Annotated in this window: 18 protein-coding genes and 5 pseudogenes; 17 read left to right on the top strand and 6 right to left on the bottom strand. The window is 62.0% G+C overall.

Annotated elements, in window-relative coordinates; translation table 11 throughout:
• Nucleotides 1-330 precede the first annotated feature (330 nt).
• A pseudogene (locus ACFQX9_RS16880) lies at nt 331-420 on the bottom strand (recombinase family protein); the annotation flags it as partial.
• A 266-nt stretch (nt 421-686) separates the two neighbouring features.
• Between ACFQX9_RS16880 and ACFQX9_RS16875 the strand changes: the two are divergent.
• The 9 genes and pseudogenes from ACFQX9_RS16875 (at nt 687) to ACFQX9_RS16835 (ending at nt 9892) form a co-directional block, all read left to right on the top strand.
• Nucleotides 687-1889 (top strand): cytochrome P450, encoded by a 1203-nt coding sequence (locus ACFQX9_RS16875; protein WP_377789649.1) that lies wholly within the window; start codon nt 687-689, stop codon nt 1887-1889.
• A gap of 94 nt (nt 1890-1983) precedes the next feature.
• Nucleotides 1984-3279: a cytochrome P450 gene (locus ACFQX9_RS16870; protein WP_377789647.1), complete on the top strand. Its 1296-nt coding sequence runs from the start codon at nt 1984-1986 to the stop codon at nt 3277-3279.
• Between the two features lies 1 nt (nt 3280).
• A pseudogene (locus tag ACFQX9_RS16865) lies at nt 3281-3588 on the top strand (ferredoxin).
• The gene (locus ACFQX9_RS16860) at nt 3575-4420 is read left to right on the top strand and encodes an SDR family oxidoreductase (RefSeq protein WP_035974728.1); all 846 of its coding nucleotides are present in this window, start codon (nt 3575-3577) and stop codon (nt 4418-4420) included. The pseudogene ACFQX9_RS16865 and the gene ACFQX9_RS16860 overlap by 14 nt, the downstream one beginning before the upstream one ends.
• Complete coding sequence (locus ACFQX9_RS16855) at nt 4420-5763, top strand: cytochrome P450 (protein WP_377789645.1); 1344 nt, start codon at nt 4420-4422, stop codon at nt 5761-5763. The genes ACFQX9_RS16860 and ACFQX9_RS16855 overlap by 1 nt, the downstream gene beginning before the upstream one ends.
• Before the next feature lie 105 nt (nt 5764-5868).
• Nucleotides 5869-6867: a polyprenyl synthetase family protein gene (locus ACFQX9_RS16850; RefSeq protein ID WP_377789778.1), complete on the top strand. Its 999-nt coding sequence runs from the start codon at nt 5869-5871 to the stop codon at nt 6865-6867.
• Nucleotides 6868-7165: 298 nt separating this feature from the next.
• A complete protein-coding gene (locus tag ACFQX9_RS16845; protein ID WP_377789643.1) occupies nt 7166-8719 on the top strand; it encodes a hypothetical protein in 1554 nt (517 codons plus the stop codon).
• Nucleotides 8716-9618, top strand: coding sequence for a hypothetical protein (locus ACFQX9_RS16840; RefSeq protein ID WP_377789641.1), 903 nt, complete (start codon nt 8716-8718; stop codon nt 9616-9618). Before ACFQX9_RS16845 ends, ACFQX9_RS16840 begins: the two co-directional genes overlap by 4 nt.
• 76 nt (nt 9619-9694) lie before the next feature.
• On the top strand, nt 9695-9892 hold the full coding sequence (locus ACFQX9_RS16835; RefSeq protein WP_377789639.1) for a hypothetical protein: 198 nt from the start codon (nt 9695-9697) through the stop codon (nt 9890-9892).
• Between the two features lie 304 nt (nt 9893-10196).
• On the opposite strand, the pseudogene ACFQX9_RS16830 reads toward ACFQX9_RS16835, so the two are convergent.
• Nucleotides 10197-10484 (bottom strand): annotated as a pseudogene (locus ACFQX9_RS16830) (aldehyde dehydrogenase family protein); the annotation flags it as partial.
• Between the two features lie 434 nt (nt 10485-10918).
• Here ACFQX9_RS16830 and ACFQX9_RS16825 point away from each other — a divergent pair.
• Nucleotides 10919-11506 (top strand): N-acetyltransferase, encoded by a 588-nt coding sequence (locus ACFQX9_RS16825; protein WP_094183269.1) that lies wholly within the window; start codon nt 10919-10921, stop codon nt 11504-11506.
• Nucleotides 11507-11948: 442 nt separating this feature from the next.
• On the opposite strand, the gene sbmA is transcribed toward ACFQX9_RS16825, so the two are convergent.
• Nucleotides 11949-13163: a peptide antibiotic transporter SbmA gene (gene sbmA / locus ACFQX9_RS16820; RefSeq protein ID WP_377789637.1), complete on the bottom strand. Its 1215-nt coding sequence runs from the start codon at nt 13161-13163 to the stop codon at nt 11949-11951.
• A gap of 617 nt (nt 13164-13780) precedes the next feature.
• Here sbmA and ACFQX9_RS16815 point away from each other — a divergent pair.
• Together ACFQX9_RS16815 and ACFQX9_RS16810 are read left to right on the top strand one after the other, a co-directional pair.
• A complete protein-coding gene (locus tag ACFQX9_RS16815) occupies nt 13781-14527 on the top strand; it encodes an outer membrane protein (RefSeq protein WP_377789635.1) in 747 nt (248 codons plus the stop codon).
• Nucleotides 14528-14738: 211 nt separating this feature from the next.
• Nucleotides 14739-15080 carry a transposase DNA-binding-containing protein gene (locus ACFQX9_RS16810; protein WP_007605899.1) on the top strand — a complete coding sequence of 114 codons (342 nt, stop codon included), beginning with the start codon at nt 14739-14741 and terminating at the stop codon, nt 15078-15080.
• A 194-nt stretch (nt 15081-15274) separates the two neighbouring features.
• Here the strand turns inward: ACFQX9_RS16810 and ACFQX9_RS16805 are convergent, their stop codons facing one another.
• Entirely contained in the window at nt 15275-15925 is a 651-nt protein-coding gene (locus ACFQX9_RS16805; protein ID WP_377789632.1) for a transposase, read from the bottom strand.
• Nucleotides 15926-16425: 500 nt separating this feature from the next.
• On the opposite strand from ACFQX9_RS16805, the gene ACFQX9_RS16800 reads away from it, so the two are divergent.
• The 5 genes and pseudogenes from ACFQX9_RS16800 to ACFQX9_RS16780 all read left to right on the top strand — a co-directional run bounded on the left by ACFQX9_RS16800 (nt 16426) and on the right by ACFQX9_RS16780 (nt 21956).
• On the top strand, nt 16426-16767 hold the full coding sequence (locus ACFQX9_RS16800; RefSeq protein ID WP_377789631.1) for a phosphoribosyl-dephospho-CoA transferase MdcG domain-containing protein: 342 nt from the start codon (nt 16426-16428) through the stop codon (nt 16765-16767).
• Between the two features lie 420 nt (nt 16768-17187).
• Nucleotides 17188-18060 (top strand): 3-methyl-2-oxobutanoate hydroxymethyltransferase, encoded by an 873-nt coding sequence (panB, locus tag ACFQX9_RS16795; RefSeq protein ID WP_377789630.1) that lies wholly within the window; start codon nt 17188-17190, stop codon nt 18058-18060.
• A gap of 14 nt (nt 18061-18074) precedes the next feature.
• Nucleotides 18075-18926: a pantoate--beta-alanine ligase gene (gene panC, locus ACFQX9_RS16790; RefSeq protein WP_377789628.1), complete on the top strand. Its 852-nt coding sequence runs from the start codon at nt 18075-18077 to the stop codon at nt 18924-18926.
• 1303 nt (nt 18927-20229) lie between these two features.
• The gene (locus ACFQX9_RS16785) at nt 20230-21012 is read left to right on the top strand and encodes a YggS family pyridoxal phosphate-dependent enzyme (RefSeq protein WP_377789626.1); all 783 of its coding nucleotides are present in this window, start codon (nt 20230-20232) and stop codon (nt 21010-21012) included.
• A 525-nt stretch (nt 21013-21537) separates the two neighbouring features.
• Nucleotides 21538-21956: pseudogene (locus tag ACFQX9_RS16780) on the top strand (hypothetical protein).
• A 1159-nt stretch (nt 21957-23115) separates the two neighbouring features.
• On the opposite strand, the pseudogene ACFQX9_RS16775 reads toward ACFQX9_RS16780, so the two are convergent.
• Together ACFQX9_RS16775 and ACFQX9_RS16770 are read right to left on the bottom strand one after the other, a co-directional pair.
• Nucleotides 23116-23211 (bottom strand): annotated as a pseudogene (locus ACFQX9_RS16775) (aminodeoxychorismate/anthranilate synthase component II); the annotation flags it as partial.
• 1066 nt (nt 23212-24277) lie between these two features.
• A complete protein-coding gene (locus ACFQX9_RS16770; RefSeq protein WP_377789624.1) occupies nt 24278-24967 on the bottom strand; it encodes a methyltransferase in 690 nt (229 codons plus the stop codon).
• Nucleotides 24968-25262: the final 295 nt, after the last annotated feature.

Genomic DNA, 25262 nt, shown 5'->3' with positions numbered 1-25262 from the left:
CCCGGGCTCTTTGCAGCGGCTGTCATTGCGCGTCAGGACGGCTGAAGGACCTGCTTCCTTTGCGAGCTTATTGTCCCGAAAGGGTTGTGTTGTGACGCCGTGCAAGCCCCGCTGCTTCCTCGACGTAGTTGCTATAGTTCAGCACGCCTTTCGCATGGAAGTTCGTTGAGCCGAGAAGGGATCTTGTTCTTGTAAACGAGCTTCCCCAAGGGCCCCCGAAGGATCAACGATCGTCTTGCTGACGTTTGCATCGAAAATCGCGGGCCCTCTATCAAGTCTCGCGAAATGCGCCATCTTCGTCGTCGTGGCGAACCCCAGGCCGGTCACCAGATCAACGCGGGCGGCGAGCAGCGCATCGCGCTGCGAGTCCGTGCTCTGGCGCTCGGAGTCCGACGACACGCGCATGTAGCCAACCAACATAGGCGGATACGCATCGGCAATAGGTTTCCGTATTGCAGCGCGTGGAGACAGAGTTTTCCGCATGTTTTTTGCGCCACCAGGCGTTTAGTTTAGGACGCCACTACAAGATTCGGTAGTTGGCTAAAGACACTTTGAGGCCCTAGGGTCCGGCCGCCTTCCCCGCCGATTATCATCGACGAACAGAAGTGGACGCAAGCGCACGTGAAGCCCCCAGCGCCTGCCGGTCACCTTCCGCCCTTCCATCGCGTAGAGACTGAAGTGTCACCATGTCCGAACAACCCTTGCCGACGCTGCCGATGTGGCGCGTCGATCACATTGAGCCCTCGCCCAAGATGTTGGCGCTACGCGCCAACGGTCCGATCCACCGCGTGCGCTTCCCGTCGGGGCACGAAGGCTGGTGGGTGACAGGCTACGACGAGGCCAAGGCGGTGCTGTCCGACGCGGCGTTCCGGCCCGCGGGAATGCCGCCGGCGGCATTCACCCCGGATTCGGTAATTCTCGGTTCGCCGGGGTGGCTGGTCTCGCACGAGGGGGGCGAGCATGCCCGGTTACGCACGATCGTGGCGCCGGCCTTCAGCGACCGCAGGGTGAAGCTGCTCGCGCAGCAGGTCGAGGCGATCGCCGCGCAGTTGCTCGAGACGCTGGCGGCCCAGCCCCAGCCCGCCGACCTGCGGCGCCACCTCTCCTTTCCGCTTCCGGCCATGGTCATCAGCGCGTTGATGGGCGTGCTCTACGACGATCACGCGTTTTTCGCCGGGCTCTCCGACGAGGTAATGACGCACCAGCATGAAAGCGGCCCGCGCAGCGCGTCGCGCCTGGCCTGGGAAGAACTGCGCGCCTACATTCGCGGAAAGATGCGGGACAAGCGCCAGGATCCGGGCGACAACCTGCTGACGGATTTGCTCGCGGCGGTCGACCACGGCAAGGCGACCGAGGAAGAGGCGATCGGCCTGGCCGCGGGCATGCTGGTGGCGGGGCACGAGAGCACCGTCGCGCAGATCGAATTCGGCCTGCTGGCCATGTTCCGCCATCCGCAACAGCGCGAACGCCTGGTCGGCGATCCATCCCTGGTGGACACGGCGGTGGAGGAAATCCTGCGCATGTACCCGGTGGGCGTGGGCTGGGACGGCATCATGCGCTATCCGAGGACCGACGTGACCATCGCGGGCGTGCATATTCCCGCGGAGAGCAAGGTGCTGGTCGGACTGCCGGCGACGTCGTTCGATCCGCGCCATTTCGACGATCCGGAAATCTTCGACATCGGGCGCGACGAAAATCCGCACCTAGCGTTCTCCTACGGTCCGCACTACTGCCTCGGCATGGCGCTGGCCAGGCTGGAACTCAAAGTGGTGTTCGGTTCGATCTTCCAGCGCTTTCCCGCGCTGCGCCTGGCCGTGGCGCCCGAAGAACTGAAGTTGCGCAAGGAGATCATCACTGGCGGGTTCGAAGAGCTGCCGGTGCTCTGGTGATGCGCGGACGCCCCCGGGAATCGCGATCTTCTCCGCAATTTGCCGGCGCGCCTGGCGCGCGCCGTTCAGATCAGCCAGCCAACAGTTAAGCAAGATGGACGTGCAAGAAACCACAGCAGCATGCCGGGACGCCTTCGCCGAACTGGCTTCGCCAGCGTGCATCGACGACCCGTATCCGTTCCTGCGATGGTTGCGCGAGCACGATCCGGTGCATCGCGCGGCGTCGGGCCTCTTTCTGTTGAGCCGCCACGCCGACATCTACTGGGCGCTCAAGGCCACGGGGGATGCGTATGCGTTTCGGGGACCGGCGCCCGGCGAACTGGCGCGCTATTTCCCGCGCGCGGCGACCAGCCTGTCGCTCAATCTGCTGGCGTCCACGCTGGCGATGAAGGACCCACCGACGCATACGCGTCTGCGCCGGCTGATCTCGCGCGATTTCACCATGCGCCAGATCGACGACCTGCGGCCGAGCATCGCGCGCATCGTCGCAGCGCGCCTGGACGGCATGGCGCCCGCGCTGGAGCGCGGGGAGGCGGTGGACCTGCATCGGGAATTCGCGCTGGCCTTGCCCATGCTAATCTTCGCCGAACTGTTCGGCATGCCCCGAGACGACATGTTCGGGCTCGCCGCCGGCATCGGCGCCATTCTGGAAGGCCTAAGCCCGCACGCCAGCGATCCCCAGCTCGCCGCGGCGGACGCGGCCAGCGCCAGCGTGCAGGCCTACTTCGGCGACCTCATAGAGGGCAAGCGCACCGATCCCCGCCACGACATCGTGTCGATGCTGGTCGGCGCACACGAGCACGATGCCGACACGCTGTCGGATGCGGAGTTGATCAGCATGCTGTGGGGCATGCTGCTGGGCGGCTTCGCCACCACTGCCGCGACCATCGACCATGCGGTCCTGGCGATGCTGGCGTATCCCGAACAGCGGCACTGGCTGCAGGGAGACGCCGCGGGGGTGAAGGCATTCGTCGAAGAAGTCCTGCGCTGCGACGCGCCCGCCATGTTCAGCTCCATTCCGCGTATCGCCCAGCGCGACATCGAACTAGGCGGCGTGGTGATCCCGAAGAACGCGGACGTGCGGGTGCTGATCGCGGCCGGCAATCGCGACCCGGACGCCTTCGCCGACCCCGACCGCTTCGATCCCGCGCGGTTCTACGGCACCAGTCCTGGCATGTCGACCGACGGGAAGATCATGCTGAGCTTCGGCCACGGCATCCACTTCTGCCTCGGTGCGCAACTGGCCCGGGTGCAGTTGGCCGAGAGCCTGCCGCGGATCCAGGCGCGCTTCCCCACGCTGGCATTGGCCGAGCAGCCCACCCGGGAGCCCTCCGCGTTCCTTAGGACATTCCGCGCGCTGCCGGTGCGGCTGCATGAGCACGCTGGCTGAGATGCGCGTCGTGGTCGACCAGGATCTGTGCGGAACCACCGGGCAGTGCGTGCTGACGCTGCCGGGCACCTTTCGGCAGCGCGAACCGGACGGCGTGGCCGAAGTGTGCGTGGCGACGGTCCCGCAGGTGCTGCACGCCGCCGTGCGGCTCGCGGCCAGCCAGTGCCCGGTCGCCGCCATTCGGGTCATCGAAAGCGACGCTGGCGATGACGAGCGCGCCACCGCCGACCCCGCGCCTTCTCCGGCGAGGCCGAGCGGCAGGCCGCGAAAGACCAACGCAATCCACGAGGACACGATCGGACGGTTTGAAGGCAAGGTGGCCGTGGTGACCGGCGCCGGCGCCGGCATCGGCAAGGCATGCGCCCTAGCCATCGCGCGCGAGGGCGGCAGAGTGGTGGTGGCCGACATTGATGGCTCGGCGGCCATCGCCTGCACCGCGCAGATCGCGGCCGAAGCGGGCCACGCGCTGGCGCTGGCGATGGACATCGCCGATGCGCAGGCGGTGGCAGCGCTGTTCGAGACGGCGGAGCGGCACTTCGGTGGGGTCGACCTGCTGGTGAACAACGCGAGCGCCATGCATCTGACCCCGCGCGACCGAGCGATCCTCGACTTGGACCTGGCGGTCTGGGATCAGACCATGGCGACCAATCTGCGCGGTAGCCTGCTCTGCTGCCGGCAGGCCATCCCACGGATGATCGCCCGCGGCGGCGGCGCCATCGTCAACATGTCGTCGTGCCAGGGGCTCAGCGGTGACACCGCGCAGACGTCCTACGCCGCGTCGAAGGCGGCGATGAACATGCTATCGGCCTCGCTCGCCACCCAGTACGGTCATGCGCAGATCCGCTGCAACGCGGTTGCGCCGGGTCTCATCATGACCGAGCGTCTCCTCGCCAAGCTGGACGAGCGCATGCAGCGGCATCTGCGCCGGCACCAGCTCCTGCCGCGCGTCGGCCGTCCCGAGGACGTGGCCGCGCTGGTGGCGTTCCTGCTTTCGGAGGATGCTGCGTTCATCACCGGCCAGGTCGTGTGCATTGACGGCGGCATGCTGGCGCATGTGCCGACGTACGCCGACGGTGGCAACAGCCGCGCCGCGCGGCCTGCCGGCAACACCGCCGAAGCGCCTGCGGCGCCGCGCTGCTGATGGACATGCTGCTCAACCCCCTGGCTCGTCGGCACCGGCTGCGGTACGACATCCCGGTCGTGCCCGGCGCTTTCCCCCTGGTCGGGCATCTTCCCGCCATCGTCTGCGACCTGCCGCGCCTGCTGGGGCGCGCGGAACGGATGCTGGGCAGCCACTTCTGGCTGGATTTCGGCCCTGCCGGACACCTGATGACGTGCGTGGATCCGGATGCGTTCGCACTGCTCCGGCACAAGGACGTGTCCTCGGCGCTGATCGAAGAGATCGCGCCCGAGTTACTTGGCGGAACGTTGGTCGCCCAGGACGGCGGCGCGCACCGGCAGGCGCGCGATGCGATCAAGGCGGCGTTCCTGCCCAAAGGGCTGACTCAGGCCGGCATCGGCGACCTGTTCGCGCCCGTCATCTGGGCGCGGGTGCAGGCGTGGCGTGACCGCGGCGACGTAACCATCCTGCGCGAAACCGGCGACCTGATGCTCAAGCTCATCTTCAGCCTCATGGGTATCCCCGCGCAGGACTTGCCGGGATGGCATCGCAAGTACCGGCAACTGCTGCAGTTGATCGTCGCGCCCCCGGTCGACCTGCCCGGTCTGCCCTTGCGGCGCGGCCGCGCCGCCCGCGACTGGATCGACGCGCAGTTGCGCCAGTTCGTCCGCGACGCGCGCGCGCATGCCGCGCGCACCGGGTTGATCAACGACATGGTGAGCGCCTTCGATCGCAGCGACGATGCGCTCTCTGATGACGTCCTGGTCGCCAATATCCGATTGCTGCTGCTTGCCGGTCACGACACCACCGCCTCGACGATGGCCTGGATGGTGATCGAGCTGGCGCGGCAGCCTGTGCTGTGGGACGCCCTGGTCGAGGAGGCGCAACGCGTGGGCGCGGTGCCGACCCGGCACGCGGACCTGGCGCAGTGTCCAGTCGCCGAGGCCCTGTTCCGCGAGACGCTGCGCGTGCATCCGACGACCACGCTCCTGCCGCGGCGGGCGCTGCAGGAATTGCAACTCGGCCAACGGCGCATTCCCGCGGGCACCCATCTGTGCATCCCGCTGCTGCATTTCTCGACCTCGGCGCTGCTGCACGAGGCGCCTGATCAGTTCCGCCTGGCGCGGTGGCTGCAACGCACGGAGCCGATCCGGCCGGTGGACATGCTGCAGTTCGGTACCGGCCCACACGTCTGCATCGGCTACCACCTGGTATGGCTCGAACTGGTGCAGTTCTGCATCGCCTTGGCGCTGACCATGCACAAGGCCGGGGTGCGGCCGCGGTTGTTGAGCAGCGCCGAAAAAGGCCGGCGCTATTACCCGACCGCACATCCGTCCATGAAAATCCGCATCGGATTCTCATGAGCTGGCATCGCTTGCGCCCGTATGGCGAGGCAGCGACACCGGCAACACCGCGGCGGCCCGCCGCTCGCCGTGGCCGTTTCCTGCAGGTACAAGGACATGAACAGCATGCAGACCGGTTCCACGCTACACGACGACCGAACTGGCGTTTCCGGGCTCGGCGGATTGGGCGCGCAGACGCGCGGCGCTTCCGACAGGCTGCTGCCGGAGATCTGGATGCACGACGGTGCAAAGCGGGTCGAACAAGCGCTCGCGCGCCTTCTCTGCGCCGAAGACAACGGTGAGACCGAGCTGATGGCGGCGATGCGCTACGCCACCTTGCATGGCGGGAAGCGCACCCGCGCCTTGCTCTGTCTGGCCGCCGGCGCACTGGCCGACACGCCGGCGCACATGCTCGACGACGTCGGCGCCGCCATCGAGATGATGCACGCCTGTACCCTGGTCCACGACGACCTGCCCGCGATGGACAATGACGTGCTTCGCCGCGGCCTTCCGACCGTGCACGTCAAGTTCGGCGAAGCCACCGGGATCCTGGTCGGCGACGCGCTGCAGGCGCACGCCTTCCTGACCCTGGCGAGCCTGGATGCGCCGGGCGACAATCCTATCGCGCTCGTGCGCGAACTGGCGCGGGCGGTGTCCGCCGAGGGTGCCGCAGGCGGGCAGGCCATCGATCTGTCGCTGGTCGGAAAGCACGTCGAGCTGGACAGGATCGTCGCGATGCACCGGATGAAGAGCGGAGCGCTAGTGCGCGCGTCCGTTCGCATGGGCGCGCTATGCGCCATCGCGGAGGATGCCGCGCACACTGCGCTGTACTGTGCGCTCGATCGCTACAGCGCCTGTTTCGGCCTGGCGTTGCAGGTGGTCGATGACATTCTCGATGCGACAGCGGATACCGCGACGCTCGGCAAGACCCCCGGCAAGGACGCGGCGGCGCAGAAGCCGACCTGCGCGTCGATCATGGGGTTGCAGGCTGCGCGCCAGTTCGCGTTCGATCTACTACGCGACGCCGGAGAGGCCATCGTCCCGCTGGGGCCGCGTGCGGAACGGTTGGGGCAGATGCTGCAGCGGGCCAACGCGCACCTGTTCAAGCACGCGCCATGCGCATGAGCGCGCCCGTGCGCATGAAGTCGCCCCTGTGCCGCTGCGATCGGCCGGCGGTAGCGTGCATGCTGCACCGTGTCCGAGTCCGCGGCGCCGATCGCAGCGGTTGCCCTGCACGGCCGCGGCGCGCTGCGGCCAAGCCTATGCGGCGGACCGGCGCCAGCGTCGGTGGCAAGTCGCCGCGCCAGAGCAGTGCGGCCGTCCGGCGCTGCCCATCGGCCGGGCCGCGACGGACCTGCGGCGACGTGCGCGGCGTCTGCCCGATCCTGGTTCTCGTCAACCGTCTGCAGAAGGAAGATCCCGCGTGAACGCGCAGTCCGAACATATCCTTTCCGAATTGCGCCACCTGCTGAGCGAGATGAGCGACGGCGGCAGCGTCGGTCCGTCCGTCTACGACACCGCGCGAGCTCTGCAATTCCACGGCAACGTCACCGGTCGGCAGGACGCCTACGCGTGGCTCATCTCGCAGCAACAGGCCGATGGCGGATGGGGAAGCGCGGACTTCCCGCTGTTCCGCCATGCGCCCACGTGGGCGGCGTTGCTGGCATTGCAGCGTGCCGATCCTCTTCGCGCCGCTGCCGACGCAGTCCAGGCTGCAACACGGTTCCTCGAACGCCAGCCCGATCCCTACGCGCATGCGGTGCCGGAAGACGCGCCGATCGGCGCGGAGCTGATCCTGCCGCAATTTTGCTGCGAGGCCGCATCCTTGCTGGGCGGCGTGGCGTTCCCGCGCCACCCGGCGCTGTTGCCGTTGCGGCAAGCGTGCCTGGCCAAGCTGGCGGCGGTGGCGACGTTGCCGAGCGGCCATCCGTTGCTGCACTCCTGGGAAGCCTGGGGGACCTCGCCGACCACCGCATGCCCGGACGACGACGGCAGCATCGGCATCAGTCCGGCGGCGACCGCCGCGTGGCGTGCGCACGTCCTGACACAGGGGAGCACGCCGCAGGTCGGGCGCGCGGACGCGTATCTAAAGGCGGCATCGAAGGCGACGCGCAGCGGCATCGAAGGTGTTGTTCCCAACGTCTGGCCGATCAATGTGTTCGAACCATGCTGGTCGCTGTACACCCTGCATCTGGCCGGGTTGTTCGCGCATCCCGCGCTCACTGAGGCGGTGCGCGCGATCGTCGCGCAGCTCGATGCCCGCCTGGGCGTGCGCGGTCTCGGCCCGGCCTTGCACTTCGCAGCCGATGCGGACGACACCGCCATTGCGTTGTGTGTCCTGCGCCTGGCAGGCCGCGAGCCTGCGGTCGATGCCTTGCGCCATTTCGAAATCGGCGAGCTGTTCGTCACCTTCCCCGGCGAGCGCAATGCCTCGGTGTCGACCAACATCCATGCCTTGCATGCGTTGCGATTGTTGGGAAAGCCCGCCGCCGGCACCAGCGCCTATGTCGAGGCCAATCGCAACCCGCACGGTCTATGGGACAACGAAAAATGGCACGTTTCATGGCTGTATCCCACCGCGCATGCCATCGCTGCGCTGGCGCAAGGCAACCCCCAGTGGCGCGACGAGCGCGCGCTGGCGGCGCTACTGCAGGCGCAGCGCGACGACGGCGGCTGGGGCGCCGGTCGCGCGTCCACATTCGAGGAAACCGCCTATGCGCTGTTCGCGTTGCATGTGATGGACGGGAGCGAAGAGCCGACAGGGCGCCGGCGCATCGCGGAGGCGGTGGCGCATGCGCTGGAGTGGATGCTCGCCCGCCATGCGGCGCACGCATTGCCGCAGACGCCGCTGTGGATCGGTAAGGAACTGTATTGCCCCACGCGGGTCGTGCGTGTGGCCGAACTTGCTGGGTTGTGGCTGGCGCTTCATTGGGGGCGGCGCGCCCTGGCCGAGAGAGCAGGAGGAGCGGCGCCATGATCCAGACCGAACGCGCGCTGCAGCAGGTGCTGGAGTGGGGGCATTCCCTGAACGGGTTCGCCGACGAGCATGCCATGGAAGCGGTCAGGGGCGGCCAGTACATCCTGCAGCGCATCCATCCGAGCCTGCTCGACACCAGCGCCCGCACCGGCCGCGATCCGCAAGACGAAACGCTGATCGTGGCGTTCTATCGCGAACTGGCGCTGCTGTTCTGGCTCGACGATTGCAACGACGTTGGCCTGATCGCGCCGGAGCAGCTCGCCGCTGTGGAGCAGGCGCTGGGGCAGGGCGTGCCGTGCGCGCTCCCCGGATTCGAGGGCTGCGCTGTGCTGCGCACCTCGCTGGCCGCACTCGCCTACGATCGTCGCGACTATGCTCAGCTTCTCGACGATACCCGGCGCTACTGCGCGGCGCTGCGCGCCGGACACGTGCGGGCGGCAGGGGCGGAACGCTGGTCCTACGCCGAGTACCTGCACAACGGCATCGATTCGATCGCCTACGCGAATGTGTTCTGTTGCCTGTCTTTGCTGTGGGGGCTGGACATGGAGACCTTGCGCGCGCGTCCGGCGTTTCGCCAGGTCCTGCGGCTCATCTCCGCGATAGGGCGTCTGCAGAACGATCTGCATGGACGCGACAAGGACAGCTCGGCCGGCGAGGCCGACAACGCGGCGATCCTGCTGCTGCAGCGCTACCCGGCTATGCCTGTGGTGGAGTTCCTCAAGGACGAGCTGGCCGGCCATACGCGCATGCTGCACCACCTGATGGCGGAAGAATGCTTTCCCGCGCCGTGGGGAGCGTTGATCGAGGCCATGGCGGCCATCCGCGCGCAGTACTACCAGACCTCGACCAGCCGCTACCGCAGCGACGCTGCGGGGGCAGGCCAGCGTGCGCCGGGCTGAACTTGCGGGACGCGGCGGCGTGCGCCCGCTGCCGTCGCTCCGATCCGACGCAACGCCGTCGCCCGACGGAGCGAGCGTGAGCGACACCGCCCTGAGCCGGTGCACGGACGTCTATCTGGACATCGTGCTGGATCGGCGAACGGCGAAGGCCACGCTCGCCGGCGGCTGGAAGTATATCGGTTTCGAACCCTGCGCATTGCCCGACTTGGACCTGGCGCAGATCGAGCGCTGCGCCTGGCTGCTGGCAAGATTATGCGCGACGCGGACTCTATAGCGGTCACCGAGAAACCCGGTACCAAACCTTCCAGCGTCATGCCGACGAAGGTCGCGGAGATGAAGACCGCATTCTGGGCTAGGGTCGAAAAGCTCGTCTTCAGCATCAGGCTCAGCACGGTATTGGCAATGTAGATGTCGAAACCGTCGAAAAACGTTCCTATGCCGATCAGCAGTATGATGCGGCGATAGAATGGCCCGACCGGCAGTCGAGCAAGACGAGCGCCTGCGTTCACGGATGTCGACGTTGACTCTCTCCATTGATGCGGCCCGCCTTCTTCGAACGTCTGCCGCTTGTCGTTCTGTTAGTTCAGCCGCTTCTGGTTGGCCGTGTCGCGATACCAGTCGAACGGCTGCTCGTGCGTGGCGATCATCACGCTCTTGGTCTCGAGGTGGTCGTCGAAGGTCTGGGTGCCACATTCGCGGCCGGTGGCGGCGAGGCCGCCTCAGGGCGAGGCGGGGTCGAGCCGGTGATGATCGTTGACCCAGACGACGCCGGCCGACGGAGGCGGCAACTCGATCCGCGCGGGCGACGTCACGGGTGCGATCGCTGCGGCAAGGCTGAAGGGGAAGTCGTTGGCAATCCTTGGGGCAGTCAATCCCAAGCACCTACCTGGGTTGGCAGGTTCCAAATTAGACTGCGGTGCTTAGACTCGTCGAGCGAATGCAACTCGCAGCGTTTGGCGAAACAAGATCACCTTGTAACACTAATCGTCCTCCTCGCTTCCTTCGGAAGGCTGCCAGGCTTGTCGACGCCGGTAAAATGAGCCCTTCCTTTCGGAAAGGGCAGGATCCAGATGACGCTCTCATGGCGAAAAGCACAAGTGCTCGGCAGGCCCAAGGGTCAGGGGCTCGCAGCGAGAACCTTCGTCCGAAGCCGCCGTCGAAGGCGGCCTTCTGAGGCGGGATGAGAGCCGGAGGCGGAAACTAAAGGGGATGAATGTTCGGGGCACATCCATTCCGCTCACGTCCAAGGTATCGGTCCTGTGCTCCAACCTTCAACCCTGCGATCGAAAAGCGGTGCATCATGACAAGAGAGCCGGGCGTCACCTCGGCGAACGCAAGTATTCGGGCAAGAATCGTCTGGACGATTGTCCTCGGCTTTGCCGCCGATCCTTTGATGCGTTGGAGTTGGCCGGACCCTGGGCAATATCTTGGCAGCATGACTCAGTTCATCAAGGCCTGTGGCGGACGAGCATTCGAGCATGGCACAGCATACGTCACGGGAGAGACTCGCGCGGCGGCCCTGTGGCTGCCTCCGGGCGTGCAGCAGGATGAGGATGCGCTGGACGCAATCATGGCGCTGTCCCTGCGCCCTGAAATCAGCGAACATATGGCACACCTGCGCCAGGGAATGGCCGAACATCATCCCTCCGAGCCACATTGGTATTTGCCCCTGATCGCTGTCGATCCGAACTGGGCCGGACAAGGGCTTGGCACATTGCTGATGAAGTACGCTCTTCAACGCTGTGATGAGCAGGGCCTCGCTGCCTACCTCGAAAGTTCGAATCCTGAAAACATTCCGTTTTACCAACGCCACGGGTTCAAGATTATTGGAGAGATACAGCACGGGTGCTCACCGCCACTTACGCCGATGTTGCGAAAGACGCGGTGAACGGAATTCGGAGACGCTTCGCATGCTGCGGCTCCCGAAGCGTCCTTGGAGACGAACTGAGGCGCATTGCCTCATCCGGATTGTTACTGGACAACTTCTCGCCGGTGATTGGGTCGCTGCCATCGAATTGGTCCGGTGGCGTCTATGGCGGGAAAGATCAGCATGGGCGCGCGGCGGCAGGTGGTGTCGGCCGAACGGGATCGTTGCCGGTCGGCCACCCGGGCGGAAAAGAGGCGCATCTCGATGCGATATGCGCCACGACCGGCTGGCATCGCAAGTATGCGGTGCGTGCAATTCGGGCACGCGCAACAGTTGGACCGAGGCCGGTCGAGGCACCGCGAGAGCACAAGCGAGGATATGGGGCTACGATCAAGGACGCGATGACCGCAGTGTGGGGGCGGGCTCAAGGGCCGGGTTTCGTCAACTCCTGCAGCTACGCCAATCATGAGGCTGGCTCCTTTTGTGTCTCGATCGACGGCAGTGGCCCACCGTGGATCTTTGCCTCAAAACTCCGCAGCCGCTGATAGATCGAGATCAGTTCGACGATCGTGCTCCAGGAGTTGACGAGATACTGAAACGAGGTTCGTACTTGCGTGAACGCGTTGAGGATCTGGTTCATCGCGCCGAGGGTGATCCTGCCCGCGATGATTGTGGGCGCAAGCAGCAGATAAGGAAAGATGACGTCAGTCTGCAGATAGACGATCCGGCCGATATTGAAGTACATGAAGTTCAGATAGAGCCGGAAGTAATTCCTGCGAATGTCGCTAAACAGCACGCTCAATGTCGGCGCATTGGCACGCGCCGTATCATCCTCGCCGAGCACGAGCTCCTTGCGATAGGCCGCTTCGACCCGCTGGTTGAAAAATTCAATTCCGGGCAGGCGGATGCCGATAAGCGCGAGAACGCCGGTGCCCAGGATCGACCAGATCACCGCGGCGAACACCAGCGGATAGGCAATCGAGCCGAACAGAGGCAGCTCCGTGACGTTGCTGGACAGCCTCACCAGAACCGGCAGGAACGCCAACAGTGTCAGCACCGCGCTGATGAGATTGACGCCTAGACCTTCCATGGTGCTGGCAAAGCGCATGGTGTCTTCCTGAATCCGCTGGGAGGCGCCTTCGATCGTGCGCAGCCGCGGCCAGTTGGCGACATAAAAATCGTTCATCGCCGTGCGCCAGCGGAAGATGTAGTGGCTGACGAAGAATCGCGTCATCACGCCGACCACGACGGCCACGAGCGCTATGCCGGCAAAGGTCGACAACTCGCTGTAGAACTGCTCGACCGTGACCGGCGCCGACTTCGAAAGCGCAGCCTGGATCATGTCATAGAACGGTCCATACCAGCTGTTGATCGCGACCGAGACCTGGACCTGAAAGTAAGAGGTGAACAGGATCAGCGCCGAACCAAGAATGGACCACGTCGCCCAGGGATGCGGGGCAAATAACATCCATGCAGCCGCGAACACCGTAACGGCCAGCGCAAAATAGAGATCAAACCACAGCGCCGAGGCCGACCAGAACGTCGCAAGCCCGACCGGCTTCTCCGGGGCTGGAAAGAGATTGCCGGCAAATACATACCAAAACGCCATCGCCAACGCCGTCCAAAGAATTGACGACGCAAAGAACAACTTTGGTCGAGGGAAGAATGAAACGAACATGCTCGCTGTCCTTTATCGACTCAGAACTTCAGCTCAGAAGATGAACACACCGCGGCCGCTGGCCACCACCGGTCGGCAAGCGTTATCGGCGATCTGGGCATTGGCGGTGTGGTAGGAAGCCTCGGGTGGAGAACGGCTCGCTCAACCAATAAGCAAAATCCTTCGGGCCGCATCCTTCATCCCGTGTTTCGCATGCTCTGTCGACCGCGGGACACAGCGGCATCTGCGACGAACGGGTCAGCATCTGCAGGACATTGATTCAATCGAATAGACTTCATCTGATCTCTCGGAGCCGGTGAGTGCAACACGAGCATGGTCGTAACGGGGTCTTTAGTGGCGGCACGGGACAAGAGCAAGAGTTTTGCAAACCGCTTCACTCTTCTCACTTGCGGTGTGGCTTGCGACGATCTGACTTGCGTGCGCTTACTCCGCTGAAATCAGCGGCCGCAATCTATGCTCGCACGCGAAGGTGGATTGCGACGCTGTTGGAGATGATCTGCACCGCAACCTGACGCAGCGTTCGGTTCACGCATTTCTTTCAGCGCAAATGTTGCGATGCAGTTGCAGCAATTCGCGCGGACGTGGTTAAGACGCATGAGGCTCGGGGCACTGAAGAGATGAGAGTAGAACTGAAGAACTTGTTGCTTGCGACTGTGAGCATTGTGGGGCTTGGCGCGTTGGTGCCCGCATTCGGCGCGGATCTGGCTGCGCAGCCGGCCAAGCCTCTCTACACCAATGCCCCGCGGCCCGTCGCGGCTGCAATCTACGACTGGAGCGGCTACAACGTCGGTATGAACGGCGGCTTTGGTTCAAGTTCGAATTGCTGGGATTCCGATGGTGGCAAGCCTGAGGGCTGCCATGATGCCACCGGCGGAAGCGTGGGCGGGCAGATCGGCTGTCGATGGCAGACGGGCCCGATCGTGCTTGGTGTTGAAGGCCAGGGGAACTGGGCTCATTTGACTGGTTGGAATCCCAGCGTGGCTTTTTTGGATATCAACCAGACCAAGATTGATGCGTTCGGCCTGGTAACGGGGCAGATCGGTTATGCCTTCGACAACGTACTACTTTACGCCAAAGGTGGCGCCGCGGTGACGAGCAATACGTTTCGGGTCATCTGGACGACGGGCGACTTAGGTGGAGAAAGCAAGCACGTTCTTTGGGGCGCCGCGTTGGCAGCCGGTTTCGAGTACGGCTTCGCACCGAATTGGTCGATTGGATTCGAGTACGCACACCTGTTCATGCGGCCAACCATGGTCGGCTTCACCGAGCCCGCTGGTGGGGTCGACCGCATCCGCCAGGATCTCGATCTTATGACTGCACGGCTCAACTATCAGTTTGGCGGCCCGATTCTTCTCAAATATTGATCTATCGTTCAAAAAGGTGGATAAGGCCTTGGCCTATGGCCCGGGGCCTATTTTGGTGGGCCAGGCATGGCACGGAGCGCCGCGACTGGCGCGGTTGACCGGCTTTCAATTACCCATAACTTTCTCCGCTTGAGCTGATCCGCTGATCAGCAAAATCTTGAAGAATAACTTGTGTTCCTTGCTGAGCACCTGATGCGCGAGGGGGTGCTCTATGGGGCTCACATTGAGGGATCGATCGGCAAAAGGCCGTTTGCGATTTTTAGGCGGTGAATGTTGGATTGATCGAGAGACTAGTGGATGCCAGTTTAGGGACGCGCGGCTCGGCGACAGATTCCGCTGCTCACGCAGATTGGAAGCGCCATCGGACAAAGTATTCCGCTCGTCTGCCAATTGGGCGAATACCAAGGCAGCTTATCGCTTCTTCTCTAATGACCGGGTCAGCGAAGCGGACATTCTGGCGGGCCACTTTCAATCGGCGCGTGAGCGCACGATTGCCGCCGGCGGTCCGGTTCTAGTGCTCGATGATACGACCGAGTTCAGCTATCAAAGATAGAACTCCGACCGATCCGAATCACGAAGAGCATAAACAGCGGCCGGGGACAAGGCGGGCTACCTGAGCTCGCACACGGTTTGCGGCATCCTGATGCACTCGAGCCTGGCGGTGACGACTGAAGGGCTCCGCTTGGGCTAGCCGCCGTCAAATTCCGGACCCAGAAGAAATTCAAGGGGCCGCCGCGCTCAAGAAGACTAGGATCCAAATTCAATTGAGCCAATATGCGACGAGAGCGGCAAGATGCGCAGCGGCCAAGAAATTCCGGCCGAGCTTGTCGCACCGCGGGGCGATGCGCCGGGAGTCCTTGAGCCTGCAAAAGCAGTGTTCGAGACGTTTCGGCCTTTGTAGGCGCATTTGTTGAAGCGCTGGATGGCAACACGGTTAGATTTATTGGGGATTACGGGTTTCGCGCCGCGACGAATGATTTCGCCGCGAAGCTTGTCGCCGTCGTACCCTTTGTCGGCGAGGAGCGCACTCATAGGTGGCGCGAGCGCCAGCACATCAGGAGCCGCTGCGATACCGGCATCCTGGCCTGCCGTCAGATGCAGGACGACCGGCCGGCAAAGGAATCGCTCAGCGTATGGAGTTTCCTCGTACGGCCTGCACGCGAGCGGCCGATTGCTTGATTGTGCTCCCCCTTTTCCGCCGGAGGCACACCGGTGAGCTTTAATCGAGGTCGAATCGAGCGACAGCACAACCCCATCTTCGCCAGGCGTGGCCAGCGCTTCGAAGTTGCGCACCATCGTCCTCGCTTGCCCAGCGATGAAGCGATTGTAGATCGTCGTGTAAGGGCTGTGGAAGGAAAATAGAAAACAGCAAGTGTGAATATGGTTGGCTGCGGTCAACCGATCGGCGGAGCGGTGAGGAGGCGGTTTGATCGGCCGCAGGTTGACCGGGCCGTTGCTTTTGCTGCAACAGGCTTAGGGTTGGTGGGGCATAGTATGTTGCAAGCCCTAGTCCGCACTGAAGGACAGCCGCTAAGTCCCGATCTATCTCAGTATAGGCAAGAGCCTCAAAATGTTCGACGACTGGCCTTGAGCGGCCATGCGAACAGCGCCGGCCACGCATCTGGGTCGGTTCTTGCACAATCGATGTCATCGCTTGCGCGCCGCAGCCGACCTGCAGCACCAGACCATTATCCAGGCGCCGACAAATGCAAAAAATCACAAGTCAGAAGAAGTCTCGCGTGCATTAGTCGCGGGTGCCATGCAGAGCGCACGTCTACTACAACATCCGCTAGGTGCCAGCGCCGACGAATGGGTGGCGTTTTTGTGCGGTAACCCACGCGCGCTCGTGGTGCGCCATGACGCAGTGAGTCGGTCGGTTCAATTTAAGAACAAGCTCATTGCGTCGCGAAGCATTGGGGCTTCCGTCCTCGCGCCCGCGCTGCGTATCGGGCGCGCACGTAGAGAAGATGGAGAATGGCCTCGGCTACGTGAAGAAGAACGCGATCGCGGGTCATTCATTTGCGGGTTGGTCGGACCTCGACCTGCTTTGCAGGGTGGCGGCAACCAAGCAGGCCAGCACCCTGCGCTCTGACATCGCCGACATCGCTCGCCAAGCGCTGATGCGGCTCGACCAAGAGATCATTTGTGCCGCGGGCAGCGTGCAATGGCGTGAGCCAACAACCGCGGAAGCGGCCGAACTCCTGGTGAAGCGTCAAGGCGGTGTCGACAGCATGACCTGAGTCCGCGGGACCACTGACCCGGACCCCGACTGACCACAGCTTCACCTTTCCGCCACTGGAAGACCATAAGCTAATCGCAGCGCTTCGGCACGACTAGATCAGCGCCCCCCTGCGTCGTCCCGTGCGCTCTCATCTGGAATGGCTCCGACCGCCCCAGCGCGCCTTGAGGCGCGGCGTGACTCAAGGTGCTTCCACATGACAATTTGAATTTGGAAATTCTTGCTTGGTGGTCGCGCGACCATTGGAATGTTTGTGCACTCGGTCGCGACCTTGGAGACATATGTTTCTTTCTTCCTTTCACTGTTGACAGTTTTCTCTTGTCCTCCATACGAAAGCATGGTCCCAGGATGCGCGTAGTACTCAGCCGCGTCGCTCGCAACATCGGATTACCGTTCGCCTAGTTGATGGAACGTATCAAAAATGAGCCACGGTTCGGAAGTGTCAGTTGAGCGGGTCACAATTCCAATCTTGCGGCGGTGGAGGCAGGAGCGGCGGCGTGTCACCATGACCACCGCCTATGATGCGGTTACGGCAGGCATCGCCGACCCCGTCGTCGACATCATTCTTGTGGGCGACAGTGTTGGCAATGTCTGTCTCGGATTCGACAACACGTTGCCGGTCAGCATGGCAATGATGAACCATCATCTGGAGGCTGTTGCACGCACAAGGCCCCGTGCTCTGCTCGTGGCCGATCTGCCGTTTCTTAGCTTTCACCTTGGTCCGGAGGAGACGATACGTAACGCTGGAGGGTTCCTGCAGCGAGGCGCAGATGCCGTGAAACTCGAGGGCGGGGCCAAGCGCGTGGAAATGGTGCGTGCCTTGGTCGATTGCGAAATTCCTGTCATGGGCCATCTCGGCCTCACCCCGCAAAGCGTCAATGTCATGGGCGGATTCAAGGTGCAGGGCCGGAACGCCGATGACGCTTTACGGCTGCTCGATGACGCTCACCGTCTGCAGGAGGCCGGATGCTTCGCGTTGGTGCTTGAAGGCATTCCGGCCGAGCTAGCCCAGCGAGCGACCGAATCGCTATCGATACCAACCATCGGAATCGGCGCGGGGCCCGACTGCTCGGGCCAAGTGCTCGTGTTCCATGACGTGCTGGGGCTAACCATAGGTCATCGGCCCAAATTCGTTCGCGCCTATGCAGATGGTTTTCAGATGTTACAAGAGGCGCTCTCGCGCTGGGCTGCCGATGTCCGCACCGGTGCGTTCCCGGCGCCGCAGGAGTGCTATCGGCTTCCTGAAAGCCTGAGTGACATTATCGCAACCTGGGCTCCTCCCAACCCAACCTGATGTAAGGTGCAACGATGCAGACGATTACCACGGTCGCTGAGCTTCGTCGTGAGCTAGCGAAGGCTTGCAGCGCGGGCAAACGCGTCGGGTTAGTGCCTACAATGGGGTATTTGCACGATGGCCATCTGGCCCTGGTCGAGGCGAGCCGAGCGCAATGCGATGTCACCGTCGTTAGCATTTTCGTCAATCCGACTCAGTTCGGACCAAACGAGGATCTCAGCAGCTATCCTCGCGATTTCGTGCGCGATGAAAAATTGTGCCGCGATGCCGGTGTTGAGATTGTGTTCGCGCCGGGTGCACAGGAAGTCTATCCGGCTCAATTCGAGACCTTCGTCGAGCCGGGCGAACTGGCGAAGCCACTCTGCGGGGCTTTCAGGCCTGGGCATTTTCGGGGCGTGGCGACCGTCGTGTGCAAGCTGTTCAACATGGTGCATCCGGACGTCGTGTTTTTCGGGCAAAAGGATTTTCAGCAATGCGCGGTCGTGCGTCGCATGGCGACAGATCTCAATCTTCCCATCAAGATCGTCACCGTGCCAACCGCTCGGGAACCGGACGGGCTCGCGATGAGCAGCCGCAATCGGTATCTCAGCAAGGAAGAACGTCGGCGAGCCGTTGCCATCAGTCGTGGACTGTTCGCCGCGGCGGAAGAATTCCGCGCAGGAGTGCGCGAGGTGGAGAAGCTGATTGCGATCGCCGAGCGGCAACTTGAGACAGTGGATCGGCTGCAATATCTTGAACTTGTCGACGGTGATACGCTCAAGCGCGCCGAGAGTCCCCTGCGGTTTCCGGCGGCGCTCTGTGTCGCAGCCTACGTTGGTTCGACCCGACTGATTGACAACGTCCTACTGGGACTACCAACTCCGTAGCGCAATTCAGAACCAAACCGATAAACTATCTTTTCGTTATAATCCACGGATCGGCCGACCGATTCACCTGTTCAGGCCGTGGGCCCAACCCAGCGATTTGAGACGGTGCAGGTCCGGGATTTGAGCGTCGCGCACTCCGCGACCCTTGTTCCGCCGACGCAGCGCAAACCTTAGCATCTGGATGTGGGTCGGACATGGATTTAGCGATGAAGGGCTAGGTGCGCAAAGTTCAAGCCGCTCAGCGCCGGACTCATCGCCGTTTTGTCCCTGAACGGACTCAGTGTGGACGTGGGCCGGTCCGATTGAGCCCGGCGCCGCCAAAGGCGACCGTAGTGAATGGAGTGCGCGCCCGGTGCTTCTGCGGAATTCGCCGCTAGTCCGCTCGAAAAGCAAGCCGTCTCAGCTCCCAGCATCTTCGGCACCGTCGACCATCTCCAACTTGCGCACAGCAGTCAGATGACAGTCGCGGCGTTCGGATCCACGACTCCACATTGAGACCAAGCTTGTTACCTCCCGCGCCTCTATTCACTCACGACGCGCGAAGTCGACATCGCGATGACCCTGGACACGCAGGCCCCGGGTCAGGTGACGTCGCAAAAGCGTACTGACTACACACTCCATCTCAAGGGTCGGAAGTATAAGTCAAACACCGCCGCTGGCCCAAATCCTTGGCGGATCTGGCGGGTCACGTTTTGTCGGCCTACATCCCCGAACTGCTTTCCACGGAGAAACCTATCGAAATTCGGTGATCGCATCCAGTCCTGCCGACAATTTGCAGCACGAGCGTGATGGCGCAGGCCGATGCGGTGCAGTATGGAGCGGCGCTTCTGAAAATGTTGCATCCGAAAAAAGTGCGGCTCTCGGATAGATACTCGATTGCTGTCCGCGTGTGACGGCTGCACCAATAAAGGCCGCTCTCGACGCCATTGTAGTGGGTTTTCCTGCCGACAAGCGCATATTTCTGCATCGTTGATGGTGAGGCGCTCAACCAGAACTGCCCCGATTTGAACGAATATGAACCTTACTCGTGAATGGAGGGGCGTGAATTGTCTCTCCCGAGCAGCACAGAAGTTTCCGTGCTGGCCTCCCTGAGCCAGAGCGGCGAGTTGGGCGATGGCGGATCGGGAGATCCGGAGCACCTTGTCTGGGATTAGGACGTCCCTATGAGGGGATACGGCCTGGATTATGCGTCGATGGGAGAGGTTCTGACGAACTAGCCGGACTCGACTCTGCTTTATGTGCTACCGAAATTATCGGCCTTTGCCATGTCAAACACCATGGACGTGGAAGCGAGGAATTCGCGATGTCACAGATGAATAGCGCCCGATTCACGGACGATCCGCGCTCGTTATTGCGCTCCAATCTTGATGAGCTTGAGCAGCGCATAAATCGGGCTTGTATGCGGGCTCGCCGCAGGCGTTCAGAAGTTCGTGTTTTGCCTGTCAGCAAGACCGTACCCGCCGCGGTTATCCGTATCGCATCCGAACTCGGCCTTTGCGAGTTCGGCGAGAACAAGGTCCAAGAGGCGGAGAGCAAGGTCCGCGATTTGGCCGACCTGTCGTTGAACTGGAGTGTCATCGGTCACCTCCAGACGAACAAAGTGAAATCCATGGTCAAGTTCGCGAACGAGTTTCATGCGTTGGATACCTTGAGATTGGCTGAAGCGCTCCAGGCCCGCCTGAGCGCCGAAGGCCGGCATCTCGACGTGTTCGTCCAAGTCAACACCTCGGGTGAGGTGAGCAAATACGGTTTGCCGCCCCACGAGGTAGAGGACTTTGTTCTTCGGCTGTCCGATTATCCAGCCCTTGTCCCTCGCGGCTTGATGACTCTCGCCGTCCTGAGCGGAGAGGCGGACAAGGTTCGCGAATGTTTCAAGTTGCTGCGGGGGCTTCGAGACGCACTCCGCGATAGAACATCGACGCGACTTGATCTCCTCTCAATGGGGATGACAAGTGACTTCGAGATAGCAATCGAGGAAGGTGCCGATGTCATAAGAGTTGGTCAGGCGATATTCGGACCTCGGCCGACCAAGGACGGACAGTATTGGCCCGGGCTTCCTCTCCCCACCAGCGCGCTATCCGAGTGAGGCCCCGGGACCTGCCGCGAGTTCTGTTTCGTCCGTCGCCTGCCAACAGCAGAGTAAAATCACCACACGAATGCTTGCAAGTCGCCCCGTCACGATCCGCATGGCGCCCCTTGTGAGCTGACCAGGCTCGATGGCGGACCCACTCTAAGTCGACACGCCGGAGCCTCGCCGATTGCAGGCGGGCCGCCCAACGGAAAACACGGCGAATTTCTGCGCGACCAGGAACACTAAGGTGCGCCGCGAGGTTCTTTTGCGTCAGGGCTAGGGCTTGCGGAGTTCTCTTCCATGGCTATCCAAATCGTGATGGACCATACAGGCGGCAGCCGACATTGTTTTGACCAAAGCGACCTGAAGGGCCTGGCCAGGCCGAGCCGCGCTTCAACAAGCTGACAGGCCGCGGTTTATCGCTGTCAATCGGACGGCGGCGGGTGATCTTAAACCCGTACGGGCATTTGATCCGAATGCAGGTGAGACGCTGCTCTGTTCGCGCCTTGTCGGGACTAGCCAGACTCGCCGGCGCGGCAAATGTTTTTGCTTAGACGCGGCGGTGTCGCAAGTAGCGCGCGTTTGCGCGCCCCGCGTTCGCTTTATCGGAGCTTCATCGAGCAAAATCGGCCGGACGCGCGTGCGCGACGCCTTCTGCGCAATTGGTTATCTCCAAGAGCAGCGTGCGCAATTTGATGCGATGGTTATTTCGAAGTCACCGGCTCTCACATCGGGCGACGGTATCGAATTCATCAGGGCACCATAGTTTTGGAGCTTGATGAAACATGTAGCCTAAGATCGGGTGGTGTTTCGTTCTTGAACAAGCGCTCGTAGCCGGCGACGTGATGCTCGCTCAGAAGATCGCGCTCGAGACCGACGAAGCCGCAGTGCGCGCGCTTGCCAACCGGTTTTGTCCGAGACTGCCCGTCCTGCCCCGAGTAGTACGGCGTGCTTACTAGTCCGCTCATGGGCGGGACCGCCGCCTGTGACAGCGGCAGCCCCTAGCCGCGAAGGCGCCGTTTACGCGATGCATCGGCAGCTCCGCGGCTGCAGGTAAGCCTCAACCCGGCGATCGCCTTCTGCAATGTGATCCACTTGTTAGCCTTACCGCACGCGAGTGGTCCTCTGCTGATGATCTCAACACTTGCCATTGTTTCGCGTGAACGCCTCGTGCAACTGCCTCCGTCAGCAGGGCTCGGTGGGTCACTGAGATATGCGATTGTTAGCCTGCCCAAAAGATACGTCAGGGTGCTAGCTTCGCAGAAGCAGGGATTTGCCGTCGCATATCGATGAGTTCGAGCGCTCCATCTCTTGACGCTCGCATCAAAATCAAACGGACGCGCGTGGCCGGGCAACGAAGCCGCCGCGCCGAATAGAATGGCGCGCCGTCTTCGCATTGGGTGAACCCGGACGGGGCAATGACCGGTGCCTGAACGTAACGCTCCGATGCGTCGCCGCAATCAAGACCCCAAATTAACATTGATGCCCTGGGTCGAGGTTAATTCTGGAACCGAGATTCGAGCGTGCAAGCGAGCAGGACCGTCTGCTTTTCGGCCTCCGCGCCCCCACCGATATTCATCGTTTCCCGGATCTTATCGCTCGAGGATTGGACATGACGCTGGACGTACAAGAGATGGACTGCGAGAGCGCCAGGAGAAGCTCTACGCGAAGTGCCGCCCACGGCGTTTCGCTCGTTTTGAACCAGAGCGGAGGGAAGCGAGACCGCTGGCGCGCGTGAGCGAACTCTACGGACGCTCGCCCGATTTAAGGGTCCGCGGCTGAATGAGCTGGTCACGCTACTCTGATCATGGGCGGTGCCACGGGATCGTCGCGTCGAATAATTACAAGATCGGCACGGCAGAAGCAGAGCGCCGAAGGACGGGCGAGCAGATGCCACTTCTCCTGAGAATTCTATAGCGGCATCCGGAAATTATCAATCGTGATAGAGTTCTATTGATCCGAGCACCTGAAAGGTATTGATAGGTTCAAGCGGCTTAGCGGTCTCTGTGCTGCCCGCCGCAAATGAACTCGACCCATATTTCCGCAGTACTGCTCTTTTCGCGTTGACCGGTATCTTATCGAGCCGCGCATTTGTGAAACCGATCTATACGGCCGCGTTTAAGAAAGCTCTGCAAGCCGCAGGAAGTTTGCGAATAGTGCGTCCCCTTGTGATGCGAGTATCGACTCCGGATGGAACTGCACGCCGTATGTCGCTTGATTGGCGATGGGCAAGAGCCATGATCGCCCTGTCCCAGAGCGCTGTCACTAGCAGAGCGCGAAATGCCACCCTCGGATCACCCACAATGGTCTCTCCGTTGCAAATAGCTTTCCCGTCCGCGATCATATAAGCGCAGAAGTGATCGCACATCACATAAGAGGCTGCCCGAGTACCGGGTCGCTCATGCGCTATCCAGGAACGTGAGGTGCCTCCGTTGCGAGAGGCCTCGCATGGCTGTGACGGGCTCAATCCACTGCAGTTCCACTACTGCATGACTCTGTCGCTCCGCGATATATGGGTGTTCATAATTCGGACCGGCGAAGGCGAGCGTTATATCACCAAAAAAACCCCTATATGCCTGTCAGCTAACCACGCCCGTGGCGAGGGCCTGCCGAACATACTGGCTCCGCATCTGCAGACATGCTGTAGTCGGCCGTGAGACGTAGCTCTCGCAGCCGCTTACCTGCCGGATCGATTGCTGGTAAACCTCGTGCGCTTTATAGGCTTCGAGCTGGCCTTTCCTTGTCGAACGTAGACGATCACGTCAATTTCGTTTAGCCGGTCACTCTGCGGTTGCGAGCGACTTCAAGCCGGCGCGCGTACGGGATTTTGGCGAGAACGGAAAGGGCTTCGATTATTTTGTCGATATATGCCTTATCGTTTGCGGTGAAGAATACGACAATCGCACTGCCTGGTGTTTAGCTGAATCTCCTTCGGCCGCTGCTCCGCAATTCGAGCCCGCAACGCTATCTCCCCCACAGCGTCAGATCTCACTGTCAGGGCGGCGAATTGTGCCCGTTCCCCAAGACGCGTCCGGCCGAACCGCTCGAGCCCGGGCGGGATTAATGCTCACCTAGCACTCCGGGGTAAAGCCAACCGGTGTGTTCTGGGAGGCTATTGTCTGGAGCACGGCACCGGCTCTCTCGACGGTCGCGATCGAGATGCGCACTCGCTCCACGCGGCCAAGTGATTTCACCTCGGTCGGGAACATGCAAATTGACCTGATTTGCTGCACCGGCAATTGCTGATGTGGGTCCCGCGCGCTTCTTGGCGAATATATTTTCATCGTGCGGATAGCTTCCAAACAATGCGTACGTGCCCGCCTGGAATGGTCGGTCGGAAAATATGCATGTCTCTGACGCGCAGTTTGCTCTCCTCGATGAGGTTCATGACATGTCCAACGTCTCCCTGATCGGAAAAAATCACATACATCGCACCCTTCGGACTTAACCAGACGTGCGCCCCTCCGACCGCGGCGGCCATCACCTTGTGATCTTGATCGAAACACGAACGCTCCAGATCGTCATTGGCCTTGCGGTTCCAATAGGGGGCGGCAAAGATAATGGTATCAAATTGTGCTCCAGGTTGTAGCGCAGCATAGGTGTCACTCTCGATTGCTTCTGCTCGATCCCCATAGCCTAATCGCTCGATGTTTATCTTCGTCGAGAGAACGGCCTGCGGATTTATGTCGAGAGCGACTAGACGTCTTGCCCCGGCACGGAGTGCTGCAAGGCCCAGCACACCGGATCCGCACCCAAGATCGAGTACCGCCGCGCCGGGCTCGATGTGCCATTTTGAGATCAGTGCGTCCGGTGCGTGACTTAGGCGTGGTGACAAAACCCCGGGCAGGATGTGCAAAGACATGCCGCCGACTTCGATATCGTGCGGATCATTGTTCAAACGCAGTTCGGCCAACATTGCATCGACGTCTGTTGTTTGGCTGCGTACGGATGCGCCGGGTTGGGTGATCATTTCAACCTCCATGAGTGCTTAGCGAGCGGCGGGAGTAGTCCAGGACAGCAACACGGTGGGGCCAGACGCGTGCGAAACCGGCAAGCCGTTGACGTTAAACTCGATGATCGGGCTGAGAAGTTGATCCGCTCGGGCGCGGTGTTGCACCTCTCGGATATGGCCCAAGGAAGATATTGCTCATCTGGCCGCGCCCACTCGCTTGGTGTCGTAGCTCTCAATAGCAACGTCCATGCCAAGCGTTGGCCGGATTAAGTTCGAGCTGGGTCTAGACATGCGCCCACATTGCGGGCCGTTC

The organism is Bradyrhizobium sp. GCM10028915 (genome assembly GCF_042666195.1).
Classification (GTDB): domain Bacteria; phylum Pseudomonadota; class Alphaproteobacteria; order Rhizobiales; family Xanthobacteraceae; genus Bradyrhizobium; species Bradyrhizobium canariense_D.
Note: the sequence above shows the minus strand (reverse complement) of the source record. Positions and strands in the feature narration are given on the sequence as shown.

Bases quoted from the DNA above. Each gene is read 5' to 3' on its own strand.
- panB (WP_377789630.1), top strand. From the start codon at position 17,188: ATGAGCCACGGTTCGGAAGTGTCAGTTGAGCGGGTCACAATTCCAATC.
- ACFQX9_RS16840 (WP_377789641.1), top strand. From the start codon at position 8,716: ATGATCCAGACCGAACGCGCGCTGCAGCAGGTGCTGGAGTGGGGGCAT.
- ACFQX9_RS16875 (WP_377789649.1), top strand. From the start codon at position 687: ATGTCCGAACAACCCTTGCCGACGCTGCCGATGTGGCGCGTCGATCAC.
- ACFQX9_RS16825 (WP_094183269.1), top strand. From the start codon at position 10,919: ATGACAAGAGAGCCGGGCGTCACCTCGGCGAACGCAAGTATTCGGGCA.
- ACFQX9_RS16785 (WP_377789626.1), top strand. From the start codon at position 20,230: ATGTCACAGATGAATAGCGCCCGATTCACGGACGATCCGCGCTCGTTA.
- ACFQX9_RS16810 (WP_007605899.1), top strand. From the start codon at position 14,739: ATGGGGCTCACATTGAGGGATCGATCGGCAAAAGGCCGTTTGCGATTT.
- ACFQX9_RS16870 (WP_377789647.1), top strand. From the start codon at position 1,984: ATGGACGTGCAAGAAACCACAGCAGCATGCCGGGACGCCTTCGCCGAA.
- ACFQX9_RS16770 (WP_377789624.1), bottom strand. From the start codon at position 24,967: ATGATCACCCAACCCGGCGCATCCGTACGCAGCCAAACAACAGACGTC.
- ACFQX9_RS16855 (WP_377789645.1), top strand. From the start codon at position 4,420: ATGGACATGCTGCTCAACCCCCTGGCTCGTCGGCACCGGCTGCGGTAC.
- sbmA (WP_377789637.1), bottom strand. From the start codon at position 13,163: ATGTTCGTTTCATTCTTCCCTCGACCAAAGTTGTTCTTTGCGTCGTCA.
- ACFQX9_RS16850 (WP_377789778.1), top strand. From the start codon at position 5,869: ATGCAGACCGGTTCCACGCTACACGACGACCGAACTGGCGTTTCCGGG.
- panC (WP_377789628.1), top strand. From the start codon at position 18,075: ATGCAGACGATTACCACGGTCGCTGAGCTTCGTCGTGAGCTAGCGAAG.
- ACFQX9_RS16815 (WP_377789635.1), top strand. From the start codon at position 13,781: ATGAGAGTAGAACTGAAGAACTTGTTGCTTGCGACTGTGAGCATTGTG.